Origin of the sequence: Herbaspirillum huttiense, from assembly GCF_047300815.1 — a bacterium.
GTDB classification, from domain to species: Bacteria; Pseudomonadota; Gammaproteobacteria; order Burkholderiales; family Burkholderiaceae_D; genus Herbaspirillum; species Herbaspirillum huttiense_A.
Map to the genome: position 1 here is coordinate 348,114 of NZ_CP178608.1, position 20,306 is coordinate 368,419.

At 64.5% G+C, this 20,306-nt stretch carries 17 protein-coding genes; 16 read left to right on the top strand and 1 reads right to left on the bottom strand.

What is annotated here, in order from left to right:
- Positions 1-3: 3 nt before the first annotated feature.
- The 16 genes from rsmH (at position 4) to lpxC (ending at position 19,571) form a co-directional block, all read left to right on the top strand.
- The gene (gene rsmH, locus ACLRDN_RS01625) at positions 4-987 is read left to right on the top strand and encodes a 16S rRNA (cytosine(1402)-N(4))-methyltransferase RsmH (protein ID WP_413458696.1); all 984 of its coding nucleotides are present in this window, start codon (positions 4-6) and stop codon (positions 985-987) included.
- Positions 984-1,256 carry a cell division protein FtsL gene (gene ftsL, locus ACLRDN_RS01630; RefSeq protein WP_088755852.1) on the top strand — a complete coding sequence of 91 codons (273 nt, stop codon included), beginning with the start codon at positions 984-986 and terminating at the stop codon, positions 1,254-1,256. The genes rsmH and ftsL overlap by 4 nt, the downstream gene beginning before the upstream one ends.
- Positions 1,253-3,031 carry a peptidoglycan D,D-transpeptidase FtsI family protein gene (locus tag ACLRDN_RS01635; RefSeq protein WP_413458697.1) on the top strand — a complete coding sequence of 593 codons (1,779 nt, stop codon included), beginning with the start codon at positions 1,253-1,255 and terminating at the stop codon, positions 3,029-3,031. Before ftsL ends, ACLRDN_RS01635 begins: the two co-directional genes overlap by 4 nt.
- The gene (locus ACLRDN_RS01640; protein WP_413458698.1) at positions 3,031-4,557 is read left to right on the top strand and encodes a UDP-N-acetylmuramoyl-L-alanyl-D-glutamate--2,6-diaminopimelate ligase; all 1,527 of its coding nucleotides are present in this window, start codon (positions 3,031-3,033) and stop codon (positions 4,555-4,557) included. The genes ACLRDN_RS01635 and ACLRDN_RS01640 overlap by 1 nt, the downstream gene beginning before the upstream one ends.
- Entirely contained in the window at positions 4,554-6,014 is a 1,461-nt protein-coding gene (locus tag ACLRDN_RS01645; protein WP_413458699.1) for a UDP-N-acetylmuramoyl-tripeptide--D-alanyl-D-alanine ligase, read from the top strand. The genes ACLRDN_RS01640 and ACLRDN_RS01645 overlap by 4 nt, the downstream gene beginning before the upstream one ends.
- A 1-nt stretch (position 6,015) precedes the next feature.
- A complete protein-coding gene (gene mraY, locus ACLRDN_RS01650; RefSeq protein ID WP_413458700.1) occupies positions 6,016-7,185 on the top strand; it encodes a phospho-N-acetylmuramoyl-pentapeptide-transferase in 1,170 nt (389 codons plus the stop codon).
- A gap of 119 nt (positions 7,186-7,304) precedes the next feature.
- Complete coding sequence (gene murD / locus ACLRDN_RS01655; RefSeq protein ID WP_413458701.1) at positions 7,305-9,413, top strand: UDP-N-acetylmuramoyl-L-alanine--D-glutamate ligase; 2,109 nt, start codon at positions 7,305-7,307, stop codon at positions 9,411-9,413.
- A complete protein-coding gene (gene ftsW, locus ACLRDN_RS01660) occupies positions 9,410-10,669 on the top strand; it encodes a putative lipid II flippase FtsW (protein ID WP_413458702.1) in 1,260 nt (419 codons plus the stop codon). Before murD ends, ftsW begins: the two co-directional genes overlap by 4 nt.
- Positions 10,666-11,748: an undecaprenyldiphospho-muramoylpentapeptide beta-N-acetylglucosaminyltransferase gene (gene murG, locus ACLRDN_RS01665; protein ID WP_413458703.1), complete on the top strand. Its 1,083-nt coding sequence runs from the start codon at positions 10,666-10,668 to the stop codon at positions 11,746-11,748. Before ftsW ends, murG begins: the two co-directional genes overlap by 4 nt.
- On the top strand, positions 11,745-13,172 hold the full coding sequence (murC, locus tag ACLRDN_RS01670) for a UDP-N-acetylmuramate--L-alanine ligase (RefSeq protein WP_413458704.1): 1,428 nt from the start codon (positions 11,745-11,747) through the stop codon (positions 13,170-13,172). Before murG ends, murC begins: the two co-directional genes overlap by 4 nt.
- Positions 13,169-14,173 (top strand): D-alanine--D-alanine ligase, encoded by a 1,005-nt coding sequence (locus ACLRDN_RS01675; RefSeq protein WP_413458705.1) that lies wholly within the window; start codon positions 13,169-13,171, stop codon positions 14,171-14,173. Before murC ends, ACLRDN_RS01675 begins: the two co-directional genes overlap by 4 nt.
- A gap of 28 nt (positions 14,174-14,201) precedes the next feature.
- Positions 14,202-14,972, top strand: a complete 771-nt coding sequence (locus ACLRDN_RS01680; protein WP_039790437.1) for a cell division protein FtsQ/DivIB — start codon at positions 14,202-14,204, stop codon at positions 14,970-14,972.
- Positions 14,973-14,982: 10 nt separating this feature from the next.
- Positions 14,983-16,215, top strand: coding sequence for a cell division protein FtsA (ftsA, locus tag ACLRDN_RS01685; RefSeq protein ID WP_008334543.1), 1,233 nt, complete (start codon positions 14,983-14,985; stop codon positions 16,213-16,215).
- A 331-nt stretch (positions 16,216-16,546) separates the two neighbouring features.
- Positions 16,547-17,737 (top strand): cell division protein FtsZ, encoded by a 1,191-nt coding sequence (gene ftsZ / locus ACLRDN_RS01690; protein ID WP_413458706.1) that lies wholly within the window; start codon positions 16,547-16,549, stop codon positions 17,735-17,737.
- Positions 17,738-17,932: 195 nt separating this feature from the next.
- Positions 17,933-18,439: a peroxiredoxin gene (locus ACLRDN_RS01695; RefSeq protein ID WP_413458707.1), complete on the top strand. Its 507-nt coding sequence runs from the start codon at positions 17,933-17,935 to the stop codon at positions 18,437-18,439.
- 196 nt (positions 18,440-18,635) lie between these two features.
- Positions 18,636-19,571 (top strand): UDP-3-O-acyl-N-acetylglucosamine deacetylase, encoded by a 936-nt coding sequence (gene lpxC, locus ACLRDN_RS01700; RefSeq protein WP_413458708.1) that lies wholly within the window; start codon positions 18,636-18,638, stop codon positions 19,569-19,571.
- Positions 19,572-19,717: 146 nt separating this feature from the next.
- Here the strand turns inward: lpxC and ACLRDN_RS01705 are convergent, their stop codons facing one another.
- Entirely contained in the window at positions 19,718-20,272 is a 555-nt protein-coding gene (locus ACLRDN_RS01705) for a DciA family protein (protein ID WP_413458709.1), read from the bottom strand.
- Positions 20,273-20,306: the final 34 nt, after the last annotated feature.

Genomic DNA, 20,306 nt, shown 5'->3' on the forward strand with positions numbered 1-20,306 from the left:
AAGATGAATCTGCAACCGGTGCCCGAGCTGCAGCACCGCACCGTGCTGTTGGAAGAAGCCGTGGACGCGCTGGCTATTGCGGGCGAGCGCGCCAATGGCATTTACCTGGACGGAACCTTCGGCCGCGGCGGTCATAGCCGCGCCATCCTGTCCAGGCTGGGCCCGCAAGGGCGCCTGATCGCATTTGACAAGGATCCGTTGGCCATCGCCACGGCGCAGAAGATTGACGATGCACGCTTCGAGATCGTGCACGACAGCTTCGCGACCATGGATGAGGCGCTGGCCGCACGCGGCATTGCGCAGGTCGACGGCGTATTGATGGATTTGGGCATCTCGTCGCCGCAGGTCGATGACGCCGCGCGCGGCTTCAGTTTTCGCCTCGATGGCCCGCTGGACATGCGCATGGATACCACCCGTGGCGTGTCGGCAGCGGAATGGCTGGCAACGGCAGATGAACAGCAGATTGCAAAGGTGATACGAGATTATGGGGAAGAACGGTTTGCTTTTCAGATTGCAAAGAAGATTGTTGCTGGCCGGGCAATCGAGCCAATTTCAAGCACACGACAGCTTGCCGCGCTCGTGGCACAAGCCGTCAAAACCCGCGAGAAAGGCAAAGACCCGGCCACTCGTACCTTTCAGGCTGTACGGATTTTCGTCAATCAAGAGCTTGAAGAACTCGAAGTAGGTCTGGACAAGGCGTTTGCCCAGATGGCGCAGCACGGGAGATTGGTCGTGATCAGCTTTCACTCGCTGGAAGATCGCATCGTCAAGCAGTTCATGGCCTCCAAAGCCCATGCGCCGCAGCCCGACCGTCGCCTGCCGATCCGCGCCGTGGACCTGCCGCAAGCCCCGGCCCGCCTGCTGCCGCGGGTCATGCCGAGCACTGAGGAAGTCACCGCCAACCCGCGCGCCCGCTCGGCGGTCATGCGCGGCCTGGAGCGGGTCACGCCCGTTGTTTCCACCACGGCCCAAGGGGCGCCTGCATGACCGGGCGCCTGTGCATCCTGCTGACCATCATGCTGGTGGGTTGCGCGCTGTCGGTCGTGAGCGCCCAGTACAAGGCCCGCAGCCTCTTCATCGAGCTGGAACGCGCCCAGAGCGCGGCCCGCCAGCTCGACGTCGACTGGGCGCAGCTGCAGCTGGACCAATCGACGCTGGGCAAGAACGCCCGCATCGAGGAACTGGCGCGCCGTGACCTGGGCATGGTCCCGGTCTCTGCCGCCCGGACCCAATACCTGACCGTGGGGGCGCCATGACCAAGATGCCTCCGCGTACCAACCTCTCCGGCGGCCGCGTGGCCGCCTCCAAGGGCGTGGCGTTCTCCTCCAATCCCATCCTGCAGGTCAAGCTGCCGGCGTGGCGCTCGCGCTTCGTGCTGTTCGTGCTGTTTGCCGCCTTCGTGGCGCTGGTGGTGCGCGCGCTCTGGCTGCAGGGCGTATCGACCGATTTCCTGCAGAAGCAAGGCGCTTCGCGCTACGCGCGTACCCTGGAGCTGCCCGCCACGCGCGGCAAGATCACCGACCGCAACGGCCAGGTGCTGGCCTCGTCGGTGCCGGTCAAGGCGATCTGGGCCATCCCGGAAGACGTGCAGGCCGCCCCCAAGGACAAGCTGGTGCAGCTGGCCAAGCTGCTCGACATGAGCGACGCCGAACTGCGCAAGAAGCTCGATTCGGACCGCAGCTTCGTCTACCTGAAACGCCAGGTCGAGCAGGAGACTTCCGACAAGATCGTCAAGCTGGGCATCCCCGGCATCGAGACCCGCAAGGAATACAAGCGCTTCTATCCCGAGGGCGAGGTGATGGCGCACGTGGTCGGCTTCACCAACATCGAAGACGCCGGGCAGGACGGCATGGAACTGGCCGCCCAGAAGACCCTGGCCGGCATGACCGGCAGCCGCCGCGTCATCAAGGATCGCCTGGGCCGCGTGGTGGAAGACATCGAATCCATCCGCGAGCCGCATGACGGCCGCGACCTGACCCTGTCCATCGACAGCAAGATCCAGTACATCGCCTTCACCCAACTGAAGGAGGCGGTCGACAAATTCAAGGCCAAGGCCGGCGGCATCATCGTGGTCGATGCCAAGACCGGCGAGGTGCTGGCCCTGGCCAACCTGCCGACCTACAACCCCAATGACCGTTCGGTGCTGACCGGCGCGCAGCTGCGCAACCGCGTCGTGACCGATACCTTCGAACCTGGCTCGACCCTCAAGCCGTTCACCGTCGCCCTGGCGCTGGATACCCATCGCGTCACGCCCTCGACCGTGTTCCAGACCGCGCCCGGCAAGATGACCATCGGCACCGCCACCATCGGCGACTCGCATGCCCACGGTCCGCTGACGGTGGCGCAGATCATCGAGAAGTCCTCCAACATCGGCACTGCCAAGATCGCGCTGGGCATGCCGCCGGAAGAGATGTGGGAAATGTTCACCACGGTCGGTTTCGGCCAGCAGCCCAAGTTCGGCTTCCCCGGCGCGGTGGCCGGGCGCGTGCGTCCCTACAAGTCGTGGCGCCCGATCGAGCAGGCCACCATGAGCTACGGCCACGGCATCTCGGTCTCGCTGATCCAGCTGGCACACGCTTACCTGATCTTCGCCCGCAATGGCGACATCATTCCGCTGTCCTTCACCAAGGTCACCGATTCGCCCATCGGCCAGCGCGTCATCTCGGCCGATACCGCCCTGCAGATGCGGCGCATGCTGGAAACCGTGGTCGCCCCCGGCGGCACGGCACCGCAGGCGCAGGTGCCGGGCTATCGCGTCGGAGGCAAGACCGGTACTGCCTACAAGATCGAGGGCGGCAAGTATGTGCGCAAGTACGTGGCCTCCTTCTCGGGCATCGCCCCGATGTCGGACCCGCGCCTGATCATCTCGGTGATGATCGACGAGCCGCAAGGCCAGCACTACGGCGGCCCGGTCGCCGGTCCGGTGTTTGCCAACGTGGCCGCCAATGCCTTGCGCGCATTGAACGTACCGCCTGATTCCAGCGTGACCAACATCATCATTCCCAAAGAACCGCTAGAGGAGAGCATGTAATGTCCCAGCGCGTTCTGAGCCTTCAAGAGATCCTCGCCTGGCTGCGCCAGGCGTCGCCGACTGCGCAGCTGACCTCGGATTCCCGCCGCGTGGCGCCGGGCGACGTGTTCCTCGCCTATGTGGGCGACGCCGACGGCCGCTCCTATATTGCCGATGCCGTCGAGCGCGGTGCTGCAGCCGTGCTCTATGAAGCCGACGGCTACACCTGGCCCGCCCAGATCGAAGAGCCGCACCTGGCCGTGCCCGATCTGAAGGCACGTGCCGGCGAGATTGCTGCGGCCTGGTATGGCCAGCCCGACCAGGGCATGCTGACGGTGGCCGTCACCGGCACCAATGGCAAGACCTCCTGCGCCTACTGGCTGGGGACGGCACTCTCTCGCCTGGCTGGTGCCAGCACTGCCGGCGTGATCGGCACGCTCGGCGTGGGTACGTTCATCAACGGCAAGGCGCAAGGCTTTGACGTCACCGGCTATACCACGCCGGATGCCGTGCTGCTGCAACGCAGCCTGTTCAAGCTGTCCCAGGCCCGCGTGGGTGCGCTGGCCATCGAGGCCTCCTCCATCGGACTGGCCCAGGGCCGCATGAACGGCATGCACGTCGATGTCGCCCTGTTCACCAATTTCACCCGTGATCACCTGGATTTCCACGGTGACATGCAGACCTACGAAGACGCCAAGCGCAAGCTGTTCCAGTGGCCCGGCCTGAAACACGCCGTGGTCAACCTGGACGACGGCATGGGCCAGCGCCTGCTGCCGCTGCTGGCCGAGCGCAAGCTGCCGGTGATCGGCTACGCGATTGCCGACGAGCAGGGCGGCGACACGCACGGCGTACCGACCCTGCGTGCCAGCCAGCTGCGCAGCAGCCATGCCGGAACTGCCTTCCATGTCGATTCGCCTTTCGGCAGCGGCCAGGTCAAGACCCAGCTGGTGGGACGCTTCAATGTCAGCAACGTGCTGGGCATCATGGGCGTGCTGCTCACCCAGGGCGTGGCCTGGGATGCCCTGGTCGCGGCCGCCGCCGCGCTGAGCCCGGCGCCCGGCCGCATGCAGCAATTCGGCGGACCCGATGTCCCGCTGATCGTGATCGACTACGCCCATACGCCCGACGCCCTGGACAAAACCCTGTCCACCCTGCGCCAGGTCGCTACCCAGCGCGGCGGCCAGCTGTGGTGCGTGTTCGGCTGCGGTGGCGACCGCGATCCCGGCAAGCGCCCGCAGATGGGCCAGATCGCCGAGCAGGCCGACCAGGTCGTGCTGACCAGCGACAACCCGCGCACCGAAGATCCCCATGCCATCATCGAGCAGATCCGCGCCGGCATGAGCCGCGTTGAACCGACGGTGCTGCCCGATCGCGCCGGTGCCATCCTGTGGGCGATCCGCCATGCCACTAAGGCCGATGTGGTGCTGCTGGCCGGCAAGGGGCATGAGCCCTACCAGGAAATCGCCAGCAAGAAATTGCCCTTCCTCGATGCCGACCACGTCGCGCTGGCGCTTGCCGCGCGCTCGACCATGATGGGGGGCGCATGATGCGATTCGATTTCCGCCAGTTGCTGGAATGGATCCGCGCCGCCGAGGAAGCCGCCTCTGCGCACACCGTGCCGGGCGTGGTCAATGCCCCGGCCGGCGTGCTCGACCTCAATGACGTGGTCACCGACAGCCGTGCGGTCAAGCCCGGCAATGTCTTCGTCGCGCTGCGTGGCGAACGTTTCGATGCGCATGATTTCCTCGAGACGGTCGTGGCCCAGGGCGCTGCCGCCGTGGTGGTCGACCGTGTGCCGCCGGGCCTGGCCGTGCCGGCCATCGTGGTGCCCGACACCCGTGCCGCACTGGGCCAGATCGCCCATGGCTGGCGGGCGCAGCGCCAGATTCCGGTCATCGGCGTCACCGGCAGCAACGGCAAGACCACCGTCAAGGAAATGATCGCCGCCATCCTCGCGGCCGCCTTCGGTGACGACGGCTACCTGGGTACGCGCGGCAATTTCAACAACGAGATCGGCGTGCCGCTGACCCTGTTCCGCCTGCGCGCACAACACCAGGCGGCGGTCATCGAGATGGGCATGAACCATCCGGGCGAAATAGCCGTGCTCTCGCGCATCGCGGCGCCCACGCTGGGCCTGGTCAACAATGCCCAGCGCGAGCACCAGGAATTCATGGCCAGCGTGGAAGCGGTGGCCCGCGAAAACGGCGCCGTGATCCGCCACCTGCCCGCCGATGGCGTGGCCGTGTTCCCGGCCGATGACGATTTCACCGCACTCTGGCGTGAAGAGGCCGGTGCGCGCCGCGTGCTGACCTTCGGCCTGAATGCACAAGCCGATGTGAGCGCCAGCTACCAGGCCACCGCTTTCGGCAGCACCCTGCAAGTGACGGTGAAAGGGCTGGCCGTGCCGCCCGCACAGTTCAAGGTCGAACTGGCCGCCGTCGGTGAACATAACGTACGCAACGCGCTGGCGGCTGCCGCCTGCGCCCTGGGTGCCGGCATTGCGGTGGACGCCGTGGTGCGCGGCCTGCAAAGCTTCGCCCCGGTCAATGGCCGCCTGCAGCGCAAAGTGGCGCGCAGCGGCGCGCTGGTGATCGACGACACCTACAACGCCAATCCCGATTCCGTGCGCGCCGCCATCGACGTGCTGGCCGCCATTGCCGGGCCGCGCGTGCTGGTGCTGGGCGACATGGGCGAGGTCGGCGACCAGGGTCCGCAGTTCCATGCCGAGATCGGTGCTTATGCCCGCAGCCGTGGCATCCCGCTCTTCTTCGGACTGGGCGAATTGACGAAATACGCCGTCACTTCGTATGGTCCCACGCTGCAAAACGTAGCGCAGGCCATGCATTTCGACGACATCACCGCGCTCAATGCGGCGGTGGAGCAGGCCGCGCCGCAGGGCGCGACCGTTTTGGTAAAAGGTTCACGCTTCATGAAGATGGAGCGAGTTGTACAGCATCTGGTCAACGTTGAATCCCTCACGCAACATCAACAGGAGACCCATTAGCATGCTGGTCTGGCTCGCACAGAATTTTCAACAGGATTTCGGCTTTCTGCGCCTGTTCAACTTCATCACCTTCCGCGCGGTGTTTGCCACGCTCACGGCCCTGCTGATCGGCATGATCGCCGGCCCCGCCGTGATCCGCATGCTCACCCGCATGAAGGTCGGCCAGGCCGTGCGCCAGGATGGTCCGCAGACCCACCTCATCAAGTCGGGCACCCCGACCATGGGCGGCGTGCTGATCCTGATCGGCATCGGCATTTCCACCCTGCTGTGGGCCGACCTGTCCAACCGCTTCGTGTGGATCGTGCTGATCGTCACGCTCGGTTTCGGCGCCATCGGCTGGGTCGATGACTACCGCAAGGTGGTCTATCGCGATCCGGAAGGCATGCGCTCGCGCGAAAAATATTTCTGGCAATCGCTGATCGGCCTGGTGGCGGCGTTCTACCTGGCCTTCTCGGTGTCCGAAGTGAGCAACATGAAGGTCTTCGACCTCTTCGTGGCCTGGGTGCGTTCCGGCTTCAGCCTGGACCTGCCGCCCAAGGCCGACCTGATCGTGCCCTTCTTCAAGACCGTGACCTATCCGCTGGGTGTGTGGGGCTTCATCGCGCTGACCTATTTCGTCATCGTCGGCACCAGCAATGCGGTCAACCTGACCGACGGCCTGGATGGCCTGGCCATCATGCCGACCGTACTGGTGGGCGCAGCGCTGGGCCTGTTCGCCTACCTGACCGGTAACGCGTCCTATGCCAAGTACCTGATCATCCCGCACATCCCGGGCGCCGGCGAACTGCTGATCTTCTGCGGCGCCATGGGCGGCGCCGGGCTGGCCTTCCTCTGGTACAACGCCTACCCGGCGCAGGTGTTCATGGGCGACGTCGGCGCACTGGCGCTGGGTGGCGCGCTGGGCACCATCGCCGTCATCGTGCGCCAGGAAATCGTGCTCTTCATCATGGGCGGCATCTTCGTGGTGGAGACGCTCTCGGTGATGATCCAGGTGGCCTATTTCAAGTACACCAAGAAGCGTTTCGGCACCGGCCGCCGCGTGCTGCTGATGGCGCCGCTGCACCATCACTACGAGCAGAAGGGCTGGAAGGAAACGCAGGTGGTGGTCCGCTTCTGGATCATCACCATGATGCTGGTGCTGGTCGGTCTGTCGACGCTGAAGCTGCGGTAAACAGGCGGGATGAACAAAAACGGCGCCCCTTGTGAAGCATGGCAAGCGGCGCCTTGGTGGTTGGCAGGGCAGTCCCTGCAGGGCAAGAAACAAGTGAAGAAGTGAGTCTGGAAACAACGATGAATTACTCGGGCAAACACGTTCTGGTGCTCGGACTCGGCGAGTCCGGCCTGGCAATGGCGCGGTGGCTGGTCTACTGCGGCGCCGGCGTGCGCGTGGCCGATACCCGTGGCGAAGCGGCCCTGGCCGAGCGCCTGGCCGCCTTGCGCGCCGATGCGCCCGAGGCCGAAGCGGTCCTGGGCCAGCCCTTGTCGCCGGCCTTGCTGGATGGCATCGACTTGGTCGCCGTCAGTCCTGGCCTAGCGCCCGAGGGCGAGCTGGCTCCGCTGATGCCGGCCATTGCCGAACGCGGCCTGCCGCTGTGGGGCGAAATCGAATTGTTTGCGCAGGCGCTGGCCGCCTTGCGCGAAGAGACCCTGTATCAACCCAAGGTGCTGGCCATCACCGGCACCAACGGCAAGACCACCGTGACGCGCCTGACCGGCCTGCTGTGCCAGCGCGCCGGCCTGTCGGTGCAGGTGGCGGGCAACATCAGCCCGGCCGCACTGGATGTGCTGCGCGAAGCCGTCATCAAGGACAAGGTGTTCCTGGCCGAACTGGCCGAGCAGGATGTGATTGCCGCCGAACAGGCGGCTGCTGAAGCCGAGGCGCAAGCCGCGCAACAGGCCGTGCTGGAGGCCCAGCAGGCGGCCGAAGCCGAGAAGCATCGCCGTGCCGCCGCCAGCATCGAGGCGGCCGCTGCGATTGCGGTGCCGGTGTTGCAGGCGCAGCCGGAAGCGGCACCTGAACCTGAATCTGAACCCGAACCGGCGCCGCAGCTGGAATTGTTGGCGACGGGTGAAGAGGTGCAGGAAACCGTGCAAGAAAACGGCCAGGAAGGTGTACAGGATCCTGCGCAGCAAATTGCACAGGAAGCAGGCCCGGACACTGCACAGCCAGCGGTACAGGACGCTGAGCAGCTCGCCGCCGAAGTCTCTTCCGAAGTCGATGCCGAGGCAGCCACCCTGGAGGTGGCCTCCGACGTGATCCCGCAGGCCGAGATCGACGCCCCGGCGACCACCGGCGAGGCCATGAACCTGGGCGACTTCATGGAAGTCTCGCGCAAGGCCGAGGAAGATGCGCTGGTGGAAGTCCCGCCACCGCCGCCGCCTGAGCCGACCTATCGCGGCTCCATGCCGCAAGCCTGGGTGCTGGAGCTCTCCAGCTTCCAGCTGCACACCACGCACAGCCTGCAGCCGCACGCCGCCACCGTCCTCAATTTGACCCAGGACCACCTGGACTGGCACGGTAGCATGGAGCACTACGCCGCCGACAAGGCCCGCATCTTTGGCCAGGACACCGTGCGCGTGCTCAATCGCGATGACGCGCTGGTGATGGAGATGAGCTCCGCCACTGCGCCGCTGTCCACCTTCGGCCTGGATGAACCGTCCACGCCCAACAGCTTCGGCCTGGTCAACGACAACGGCATGCTGTGGCTGGCCAATGCCTTCGTGCATGAAGACGACGAGGTGCCGGAAGGCAAGCGCCGCCGCAAGCAGAAGGACATGCTGCCGCCGCCGGTGACCCTCAAGCGCCTCATGCCCGCCGATGCCCTGCGCATTCGCGGTGCCCACAACGCCATGAATGCCCTGGCTGCACTGGCCCTGTGCCGCGCCATCGATCTGCCGATGGCGCCGCTGCTGCACGGCCTGCGCGAGTACACCGGCGAGCCGCACCGGGTGGAGCTGGTCGGCGTGATCCAGGACGTGGAGTACTACGACGACAGCAAGGGCACCAACGTCGGTGCCACTGTCGCCGCGCTCAATGGCCTGGGTTTGGGTGGCCGTCCCAACCGCATCGTGCTCATCGCCGGTGGCGACGGCAAGGGCCAGGACTTTTCGCCGCTGGACCTGCCGGTACAGAAATATGCACGTGCGGTCTTGCTGATGGGCCGCGATGCTCCTGCCGTGCGCGCCGCCCTGGCCGACAGCGGGGTCGAGCTGATCGATTGCGCCAGCCTGGAAGCCGCCGTGGAAAAGGCGGGCGAACTGGCCACCGCCGGCGACATCGTGCTGCTCTCGCCGGCCTGCGCCAGCCTGGACATGTTCCGCAACTACGCCCATCGCGCCGAAGTCTTCGTGGATGCGGTGCGTGAACTGGCGCTTTCGCGCGGTGAGGTGCTGGCATGAAACTGGGCCTGTCTTCGATGCGCAGCTGGCTGGGTGGCTTGAAAGAAGCCGCGCCGGCGGCCGCCGGTCGCAGTGGCCGTGGCAGCACATCGGGCAGCATCGGTTTCGAGCAGCGTTCGCGCATGATGGAATACGACCAGCCGCTGATCTGGGTGGTGCTGCTGCTGATGCTGTTCGGCATGGTGATGGTCTACTCGGCCTCGGTGGCACTGCCGGATTCGCCCAAGTACGCCTCCTATTCGAATTATCACTTCCTGATCCGCCAGGCGATCTTCATCGTGCTCTCCATCATCGCGGGCGCGCTGGCCTTCCGCGTGCGCATGGAGACCTGGCAGAAGTGGGCGCCCTATCTGTTCGCCATCACCCTGATCCTGCTGCTGATGGTGCTCATCCCGGGCGTGGGCAAGGGTGTGAACGGCGCCAAACGCTGGCTCTCGCTGAAGATCATCAACCTGCAGCCCTCCGAACTGATGAAGCTCTTCATCGTGCTGTACGCCGCCGACTACACGGTGCGCAAGCAGGCGGTGATGCACAAGCTGGTCAAGGGCTTCTTCCCGATGGCCGCCGCCGTCGGCCTGGTGGGCCTGCTGCTGCTGCTGGAGCCCGACCTCGGCGCCTTCGGCGTGATCGTCTGCATCGCCATGGGCATCCTGTTCCTGGGCGGCATCAACGGCGTCTGGTTCGGCGGCATCGGCGCCACGCTGGTGGCGGTGTTCTCGCTGGTCATCGTGACTTCCCCGTGGCGGCGCGAGCGTATCTTCGCCTACCTGAATCCCTGGGAAGAAGAAAACGCACTGGGCAAGGCCTATCAGCTCTCGCACTCGCTGATCGCCTTCGGCCGTGGCGAACTGTTCGGCGTGGGCCTGGGCAGCAGCGTGGAAAAATTGCATTACCTGCCCGAAGCGCATACCGACTTCCTGCTTGCCGTCATCGGCGAGGAACTCGGTTTCGTCGGCGTGCTGGTGGTGGTGCTGCTGTTCTACTGGCTGGTCAAGCATGCCTTCGAGATCGGCCGCCAGGCCATCGCGCTGGATCTGACCTTTGCCGGCCTGGTGGCCAAGGGCATCGGCATCTGGCTGGGCGTGCAGGCCTTCATCAACATGGGCGTGAACCTGGGCCTGCTGCCGACCAAGGGCCTGACGCTGCCGCTGATGAGTTATGGCGGTTCGGGCGTGCTGTTGAACTGCGTGGGCCTGGCCATCCTGCTGCGCATCGATTACGAAAACCGGGTGCTCATGCGCGGAGGCCGCCTATGAACGCGCCCCGCACATTGCTCATCATGGCCGCCGGTACCGGTGGCCATATCTTCCCGGGCCTGGCCATTGCCGACACCATGCGTGCACGCGGCTGGCAGGTGAGCTGGCTGGGCACCACCCACGGCATGGAGCGCGAGCTGGTGCCGCGCCATGGTGTGGAGATGGACAGCATCGTCTTCGCCGGCCTGCGCGGCAAGGGCCTGATGCATACGGTCAAGGGCGTGTGGCGCCTGGCGGCAAGCTTCTTGCATTGCCATGCCATCCTCGGCCGCCGCCGCCCCGATGTGGTGCTGGGCATGGGCGGTTACGTCACCGTGCCGGGCGGCATGATGGCGCGCTTGCGTGGCAAGCCGCTGGTGCTGGTCAATGCGGATGCTGCGCTGCTGCTGTCGAACAAGACCCTGGCGCCGATGGCGACCAAGGTGTTGTTCGGTTTCCCTGCCGATTTCGGCAAAGCCGCAGGCAAGGCCGAGGTCACCGGCAATCCGGTGCGCAAGGAAATCATCGCGCTGCCGCAGCCGGCCCAGCGTTACGCCGGCCGCAGCGGCCCGCTGAAGATTCTGGTCGTCGGCGGCAGCCTGGGCGCCAAGGTGTTGAACGACAACGTGCCGGCGGCGCTGGCAAAACTGCCCGCCGAGCTGCGTCCGCAGGTGACGCATCAATCGGGCAAGCAGCACATCGCCGCCTTGCGCTCAGCGTATGAGGCCGCAGGCGTAGAGGCCGAAGTGGTCGATTTCATCGACGACATGCCGCGCCGCTATGCCGAGGCTGACCTGGTGATCTGTCGCGCCGGCGCGATCACCGTGTCCGAGCTGACGGCCGCCGGTGTGGCCAGCGTGCTGGTTCCGCTGGCGGTATCGACCACCTCGCACCAGATCGACAATGCCAAATGGATGGCACAGAACAAGGCGGCCATTCACCTGCCGCAACGCGAACTGACGCCGGATCACCTGGCCGGTTTGCTGCAGAAACTGGACCGCGCTGCATGCCATGCCATGGCGCAGGCGGCGTACGAACAAGGCCGGCGCGATGCCAATGAGGCAATCGCGCGCGTGCTGGAAGGACTGGTAACACCATGAAGCATCGCGTCAAGAACATCCATTTTGTCGGCATCGGCGGCTCGGGCATGAGCGGCATTGCTGAAGTCTTGCTCAACCTGGGCTATGGCGTCTCCGGCTCGGACCTGGGCAGCAACGCCGCCACCCAGCGCCTGGCGCAACTGGGTGTGAACCTGCGCTACGGCCATGCGGCCGAGAACATCGAAGGCGCCGACGCCATCGTCACCTCTACCGCCGTCAAGGGCGACAACCCGGAAGTGCTGGCCGCCCGCAAGAAGCACATCCCCATCGTGCCGCGTGCAGTGATGCTGGGCGAATTGATGCGCCTGAAGAAGGGCATCGCCATTGCCGGCACCCACGGCAAGACCACCACCACCAGCCTGGTGGCCAGCGTGCTGGCACAGGGCGGGCTGGACCCGACCTTCGTCATCGGCGGCCGCCTCACCAGCGCCGGCGCCAATGCCAAGCTGGGTACCGGCGAGTTCATCGTGGCCGAGGCCGATGAGTCCGATGCGTCCTTCCTCAACCTCACGCCCGTGATCGAAGTCATCACCAACATCGACGCCGATCACATGGAAACCTACAACCATGACTTCGCGCGCCTGAAGCAGGCCTTCGTCGAGTTCACCCAGCGCCTGCCGTTCTACGGCGTGGCCGTGCTCTGCCTGGATGACCCGCACGTGCGCGAAATCATGCCCATGGTCTCCAAGCCCATCCTCACCTATGGCTTCCATGAAGACGCCGATGTGCGCGCCATCGATGCCAAGGCCGTCGACGGCAAGATGGAATTCACCGTGATCCAGGACGGCTATGCCCCCATGCAGGTGAGCCTGAACCAGCCCGGCATGCACAACGTGCAGAACGCTTGCGCCGCCATCGCGATTGCGCGCGAACTGGACGTGGACGATGCCGCCACCCAGAAGGCACTGACCGAATTCAATGGCGTGGGCCGCCGCTTCACGCGTTATGGCGAAGTGCCGATCACCGATGCACAGGGCAATCCGGCCGGCCATTTCACGCTGGTGGACGATTACGGCCACCATCCGGTCGAGACCGCCGCTACCATCGCCGCCGCCCGGGGCGCCTATCCGGGCCGCCGCCTGGTGCTGGCCTTCCAGCCGCACCGCTATACCCGCACGCGCGACCTGTTCGAGGATTTCGTCAAGGTCCTGTCCTCGCCCGATGTGCTGGTGCTGGGCGAAGTGTATTCGGCCGGTGAAGCGCCCATCGTGGCCGCCGACGGCCGTTCGCTGGCGCATGCGCTGCGTGCGGCGGGCAAGGTGGAGCCGGTCTTCGTGGACGACATCGGCGACATGCCCGAGACCATCCGCAATGTGGTGCGCGATGGCGATGTGGTCATGACCATGGGCGCGGGATCGATTTCCGCCGTACCCGGCCGCCTGGTGGCGCAAGCCGGTGGCAAGAACGAACAGGGGGCCGCATGATCAGCCAGGACCAGATCAAGGCCTTCGGCCGTGTCGGCGTGCTCTTCGGCGGCCGCTCCGCCGAGCGTGAAGTGTCGATGATGTCGGGCAACGGCGTCTTGCAGGCCTTGCGCAGCAAGGGCGTGGATGCGCATCCCTTCGACCCGGCCGAGCGCAGCCTGGGTGAATTGCAGGCCGAGAAATTCGACCGCGTCTTCATCGCCCTGCATGGCCGCTACGGTGAAGACGGCACGCTGCAAGGCGCGCTGGAACAGATGGGCCTGCCCTATACCGGCCCCGGCGTGATGGCTTCCAGCATCGCCATGGACAAGATCATGACCAAGCGCATCTGGCTCTCGCACGGCCTGCCGACGCCGCGCTTCCTGAGCCTGGATGCCAAGGCCACCACGCGCGAGCAGCTGCGCGTGGTCCCTGATGAGCTGGGCCTGCCCTTGATGCTCAAGGCGCCGCACGAAGGCTCGACCATCGGCATTGCCAAGGTCAACGGTTATTCGGACATGCAGGAAGGCTTCGATCTCTGCGCCCGCTATGACAGCGTGGTGCTGGCCGAGGAGTTCATCCGTGGCCGCGAACTGACGGTGCCGGTACTGGGCACGGGCCGCGAGGCGCGCGCGCTGCCGGTCATCGAGATCCGCGCACCGGAGGGCAACTATGACTACCAGAACAAGTATTTCACCGACGACACGAAATATTTGTGTCCGGCGCCCCTTGACGAGGAACTGACTCGCCATTTGCAGGATCTGGCGGTACGTGCGTTCAATGCGCTCGGGTGCCGTGGCTGGAGCCGTGTGGACTTCATGCTGCGCGAGGCCGATGGCAAGAGCGAGCCCTTCCTGCTGGAAATCAATACCTCGCCGGGCATGACCGGCCATTCGCTGGTGCCGATGGCGGCCAAGGCCGTGGGCCTGAGCTATGAAGACCTGTGCTGCACGATCCTGCAGATGGCGTCGCTGGACATGACGCCCTCCAAGGACTGGACGCCGCAGGCGGGCCAGCCGTGACGGCCCGGGTTTAAGGAAGAACGCGTCGATGTGGCAGGACGTCAAGATGCTCAACGCCATCAGCAGTGCGCTCATTGCGCTGGTGCTGCTGGCCCTGGTGGCATCGGGTTTGTGGTGGGTGGCGCAGCGGCCGATGTTTACGCTGCACACGATACGTATCGAATCCTCCGGCGACATGCCGCTGGAGAAGGTCAATGCGTTGACGGTGCGCTCAGCTGCGGTGCCGCGCATCCATGGCAATTTCTTCACCGCCGATCTGACGGCGGTGCGGGCGGCCTTCGAAGCCGTGCCCTGGGTGCGCAAGGCCATGGTGCGGCGTGAATGGCCGGACCGGCTGGTGGTGAAGATCGAGGAACACAAGGCCCTGGGCACCTGGGGCGAGGATGGCAAGCTGCTCTCGCAGAAGGGTGACGTGTTCACCGCCAACCTGGCCGAGGCCGAGGATGACGGTGACCTGTTGGAGTTCGATGGCCCGCCCGGCAGCGAGAAGCAGGTGGTGGCGCGGCTGGCGCTGTTTCGCCAGTGGTTTGCGCCCATCAAGCTGGAGCCGGAGTCGCTGGTGCTGTCCAACCGCTACGCCTGGACCGTGCGGCTGGATAACGGCATGACCGTCGAGCTGGGCCGTGACCAGGGCGATGCGGTGTTGAAGGAACGGGTGGCGCGGCTGGTGGCGGTGTATCCGCAGCTGCTGGAAAGGTTGCAGGGCAAGATAGAAAGCGTCGACTTGCGCTATCCCAACGGGATGGCCTTGAAGGCAGATGGAATGGTGCTGGCGGCAATGAACGGGAAAAAGAAATAAGCGGAACGCTATGACAAAAGACGCAAAAAATCTGATCGTCGGTCTGGACATCGGCACCTCGAAAGTGGTGGCGGTGGTGGCCGAGGTGCTGCCCGATGGCCGCCATGAAGTGATCGGGCTGGGGCAGTCCGAATCCAAGGGGCTCAAGAAAGGCGTGGTGGTCAACATCGAGGCCACTGTCGAATCCATCCAGCGCGCGCTGGAAGAAGCCGAGCTGATGGCCGACTGCAAGATCCGCAATGTCTATACCGGCATTGCGGGCAGCCACATCCGCAGCTTCAATTCCAGCGGCATGGTCGCCATCAAGGACAAGGAAGTCACCGCCGCCGACGTCTCGCGCGTGATCGAGACCGCCAAGGCGGTCAACATCCCGACCGACCAGCAGCTGCTGCACACGGTCCCGCAGGAATTCATCGTCGACAACCAGGAAGACGTGCGCGAGCCCATCGGCATGAGCGGCATCCGCCTGGAAGTGAAGGTACACATCGTCACCGGCGCCGTCTCTGCCGTGCAGAACATCGTCAAGTGCGTGCGCCGCTGCGGCCTGGAAGTGTCGGACCTGATCCTGCAGCCGATGGCTTCGGCTGATTCGGTACTGACCACCGACGAGCGCGAGCTGGGCGTGGTGCTGGTCGACATCGGCGGCGGCACCACTGACGTGGCCGTCTTCACCGAGGGTGCGATCCGCCATACCGCGGTGATCCCGATTGCCGGCGACCAGATCACCAACGACATTGCCATGGCCCTGCGTACGCCGACGCTGGAAGCCGAAGAAATCAAGCTGCGCTATGGCGTGGCCAAGCAGATCCTGGCCGATCCGACCGAGACGCTGGAAGTGCCCGGCCTGGGTGACCGCAATCCGCGCACGCTGTCGCGCCAGGCGCTGGCGGCCGTCATCGAGCCGCGCGTGGAAGAGCTCTTCGCGCTGGTGCACCAGGTGGTGCGCGAGTCGGGTTATGAAGAGGTGCTCTCTTCGGGCATCGTGCTCACCGGTGGCTCGGCGATGATGCCGGGCATGACCGAACTGGCTGAAGACATCTTCCTCAAGCCGGCCCGCCTGGGCACGCCCGAATACAGCGGCCAGCTGGCCGACGTGGTGCGCAGCCCGCGCTACTCGACCGTACTGGGCCTGCTGCAGGAAGCCAAGAAACAGTATCTGCGCGGCTACATCGTGACGCGCCAGGAAGGCTCGGTGAAGGCGGTCTGGCAGCGCATGAAGGAATGGTTCCTCGGCAATTTCTGATCCATTCCCGCCGGCTGCCACGAGCGGCCTGTGGTGAATGCATCAGGATGTAAAAGCATTGGTCGTTGCTGGCGGTTCGGTTGTACGGTTCTGGCAGTAAAAATTGATGAGAACGGCAGCAAATTTGCAGCCGTGTTTTCTTAGAATAGCGGTATCAGTGTATTAAGGTTTCAAGGCATCAGTCGCATCATTGGCAGCATCGGTATCAGCATCAAAAATAGAAACAACAGGGAAGCACACATACGGACAGCAGTGATCAGTTGCTAGTCGTCACACCGCGTGATGCCTATCAACTGCCAGCTGCAGGACACATATATTTTAAGGAGTCATCATGGAAATCGATATGGTCGACAATGCGACGCTGGGTACGATCATCAAGGTCGTGGGCGTTGGCGGTGCTGGCGGCAATGCCGTGCAGCACATGATTAACAAGGGTGTGTCCGGCGTCGAATTCATCGCCGCCAATACGGATGCCCAGGCACTGAAGCAATCGAAGGCGCACAACGTCATCCAGATCGGTGATACCGGTCTGGGGGCCGGCATGCAGCCCGACGTCGGCCGCCGCCTGGCCGAGGAAACCCGCGCCCGCATCGAAGACTCCCTGCGCGGCGCACACATGGTCTTCATCGCCGCCGGCATGGGTGGCGGTACCGGCACCGGCGCTGCGCCGGTGGTGGCGCAAGTGGCCAAGTCGCTGGGCGCCCTGACGGTGGCCGTGGTCTCCAAGCCCTTCTCCTACGAAGGCCAGAAGTGCATGGACATCGCCGACGCCGGCCTGGAAGAGCTGACCCAGCACGTCGATTCGCTGATCATCATCTTGAACGAAAAGCTGGAAGAGATCTACGAAGACGACAGCATGATCGAATGGCTGTCCCACGCCGATGACGTGTTGAACAACGCGGTCGCCGGTATCGCCGAAATCATCAACGTGCCCGGCCACATCAACGTCGACTTCAACGACGTCAAGACCATCATGGGCGAGCAGGGCAAGGCCATGATGGGTACCGCCACCGCTGCCGGCGTGGACCGCGCCCGCGTGGCGGCCGAACAGGCCGTGGCCTCGCCGCTGCTCGATGGCATCGACCTGTCCGGCGCGCGCGGCGTGCTGGTCAACGTCACCGCCAGCCGTGGCTTGAAGGGCAAGGAAATCAAGGAAGTCATGGCTACCGTGCGCGCCTTCGCGGCACCGGACGCCTCGATCGCCCAGGGCATCGCCTACGATGACAGCATGGGTGACGAGATCCGCGTGACCGTGGTGGCCACCGGCCTGGGCCGTGCCCGCAAGGCCGTGCAACTGGTGCAGACCCCGGTCATGCGCACCGGTACCCACAACGAGCCGATGATGGCCGTCGGTGGCGTGATGCCGCAAGGTAGCGCGCAACCGGCCGGTGCCACTTTCGGCGGCCTGAAGGCCCCGGCCGTGTGGCGTCGCGAGTCGGCTTCCGACACCGTGCGTGCCCTGGAAAAGAACGGCATGGAAACCTACGACATCCCGGCCTTCCTGCGCAAGCAGGCGGACTGATCGTCGCTGGGCCACGGACGGCTGCCAGCTTCACAGCAGGCCGCTCCGTTCCAAGGCATACTAACGCCGCGCCTGGTGCGCGGCGTTTTTTCGTGCGCAGCGCGCCGGCAACTCATCTGCTGAATCGATCAATCGCGGCAGATGCATCTGTTTCACCACTTAATTCACTGTCCTACAACCAGACGAGGAAACACCATGACCATCAAGATCGGCGACCGCCTGCCCGAAGGCACCCTGACCGAATTCATCGAGACCGAGACCGAAGGCTGCAGCCTGGGCCCCAACGCCTTCAAGGTGTCGGACCTGGTCAAGGGCAAGAAGATCGCGCTGTTCGCGCTGCCGGGCGCCTTCACCCCGACCTGTTCGGCCAAGCACGTGCCGGGCTACATCGCCCTGGCCGAGCAGTTCAAGGCCAAGGGTGTGGATGAGATCTGGTGCATCTCGGTCAATGACGCCTTCGTCATGGGCGCCTGGGGCCGCGACCAGAAGGCCACCGGCATCGTGCGCATGCTGGGCGACGGCAGCGCCCTCTTCACCAAGGCCGTGGGCATGGAATTCGACCTGACCGAACGCAACATGGGCGTGCGCTCGCAGCGTTACTCCATGCTGGTCGAAGACGGCGTGGTCAAGCAGCTGAACCTGGAAGCCCCGGGCAAGTTCGAGGTCTCCGACGCCCAAACCTTGCTGGGCCAGCTGGGCTGATACGTGCCGGATCGCCCCGGCGATCAGGCAGAGAAGAAACGGCATGCTGCGGCATGCCGTTTTTCCTTGTGGAAACGGATTTATCGTTGTGATCGATGAATGAGCGCCTCCGTCCCCTGTTTTACAGATAGGAACGATTTGCAACAAAGCCGCACCGCGCGGGGCGGGGCAGGGGCATCTTGGCTATAATGGCCGGATGTTGAAACAGCGCACAATCAAGAATCTGGTCAAGACCACGGGCGTGGGCCTGCACTCCGGCACCAAGGTCGAGCTGACCCTGCGTCCGGCCGCAGCCGATACCGGCATCCTGTTCCGCCGCGTGGATCTCGATCCCGTGGTCGAGCTGCCGATGATCGCCACCGGCGTGGGCGATACCCGCATGGCCTCGACCCTGACCAAGGATGGCGCCAAGGTGTCCACCGTCGAGCACCTGCTCTCGGCCTGTGCCGGCCTGGGCATCGACAATCTCATCATCGACCTGACCGCCGAAGAAATCCCCATCATGGATGGCTCGGCCTCGTCCTTCGTGTTCCTGCTGCAGCAGGCCGGCCTGCAGGAGCAGAACGCGCCCAAGAAATTTATCCGCGTCAAGAAGGCGGTGGAAGTGCGCGAAGGCACCGGCGACAAGGAAAAATGGGCGCGCCTGGAACCCTATGACGGCTTCCGCCTGAAGTTCTTCATCGAATTCAACCATCCGGCCGTGGACGGTACCGGCCAGGTGGCCGAGGTTGATTTCGGCATCGACTCCTACGTCAAGGAAATCGCCCGCGCGCGCACCTTCGGTTTCATGCAGGATGTGGAAACCCTGCGCGGCATGGGCCTGGCCCGTGGCGGTTCCTTCGAGAACGCCATCGTCATGGATGAGTACCGCATCCTCAATGCCGACGGCCTGCGCTACGACAACGAGTTCGTGCGCCACAAGATACTGGACGCCATCGGGGACCTGTACATCATCGGCCACCCGCTGCTGGCCAGCTACGATGCCCACAAGTCCGGCCATGGCTTGAACAACCTGCTGCTGCGCGAATTGCTGTCGCAGCCGGATGCCTATGAAATCGTCAGCTTCGACCAGCTCGACCAGGCACCGCAGACCTATGTGATGCAAGCCAAGCAGGAGTGGGCGCTGAACTGACGCTTGCCCTGCTGCAGACGCTTCAATGCAAAACGCCCCGGCCTGGACCGGGGCGTTCGGTTTTCTGGCGAGCGCTTGCTGGCGATCTGACGAGAGAAATCTTGTAAATTTTTTAGAAGGATTTCGTCATCCGGCTATTTTTTGGACTATTTTCCCTCGAGAAATGGCGGGTCTTCTCCTGCCTGCTTGGCCAATCTGCGCTGGTCGCGGCGCCGTATCATGGCGTCGATAGCTTCCTTCAGGCCCTGGCTGCGCGGATCGCGGGCCAGCGTACTGCTGAGTTCGGCGAAGGAAGTGAGGGCGTTGTCGGTCAGCTCCAGCACCCGTTTTGGCGGGGACGGGGGGGCCGTCCGGCCAACTTGCACTTTGATTCGGATTGAATTAACCTGCCATCCGTCCTTCAGCAGGCGGTCCTGCAGCCTCGGGGTTTGCTGCTTCAACCGTGCCGCCAGCGCTGCATTGGGCGCGCTCATGACCAGCACGCCAGCTTCAAACTGCAAGATCTGACACGCGGCAAACATCGCCGGCAAGCTCGCGGCCACTGACTGCTGCAGCGTGCCCATGCGAGCCAGGGCGGGCAACAGCGCCGCCATCGTCGAATTCGACCGCAAGAAATCCGCGGCGCCCTTCGTGCTCTTCGCCATGCGTTGGGCACTCGTGGGAGCAGGCCGATAAGGGGTAAACGTAGATGCGTACTTCATCTTTAAACCTTATCACATCCGGTGTCTGACCGGC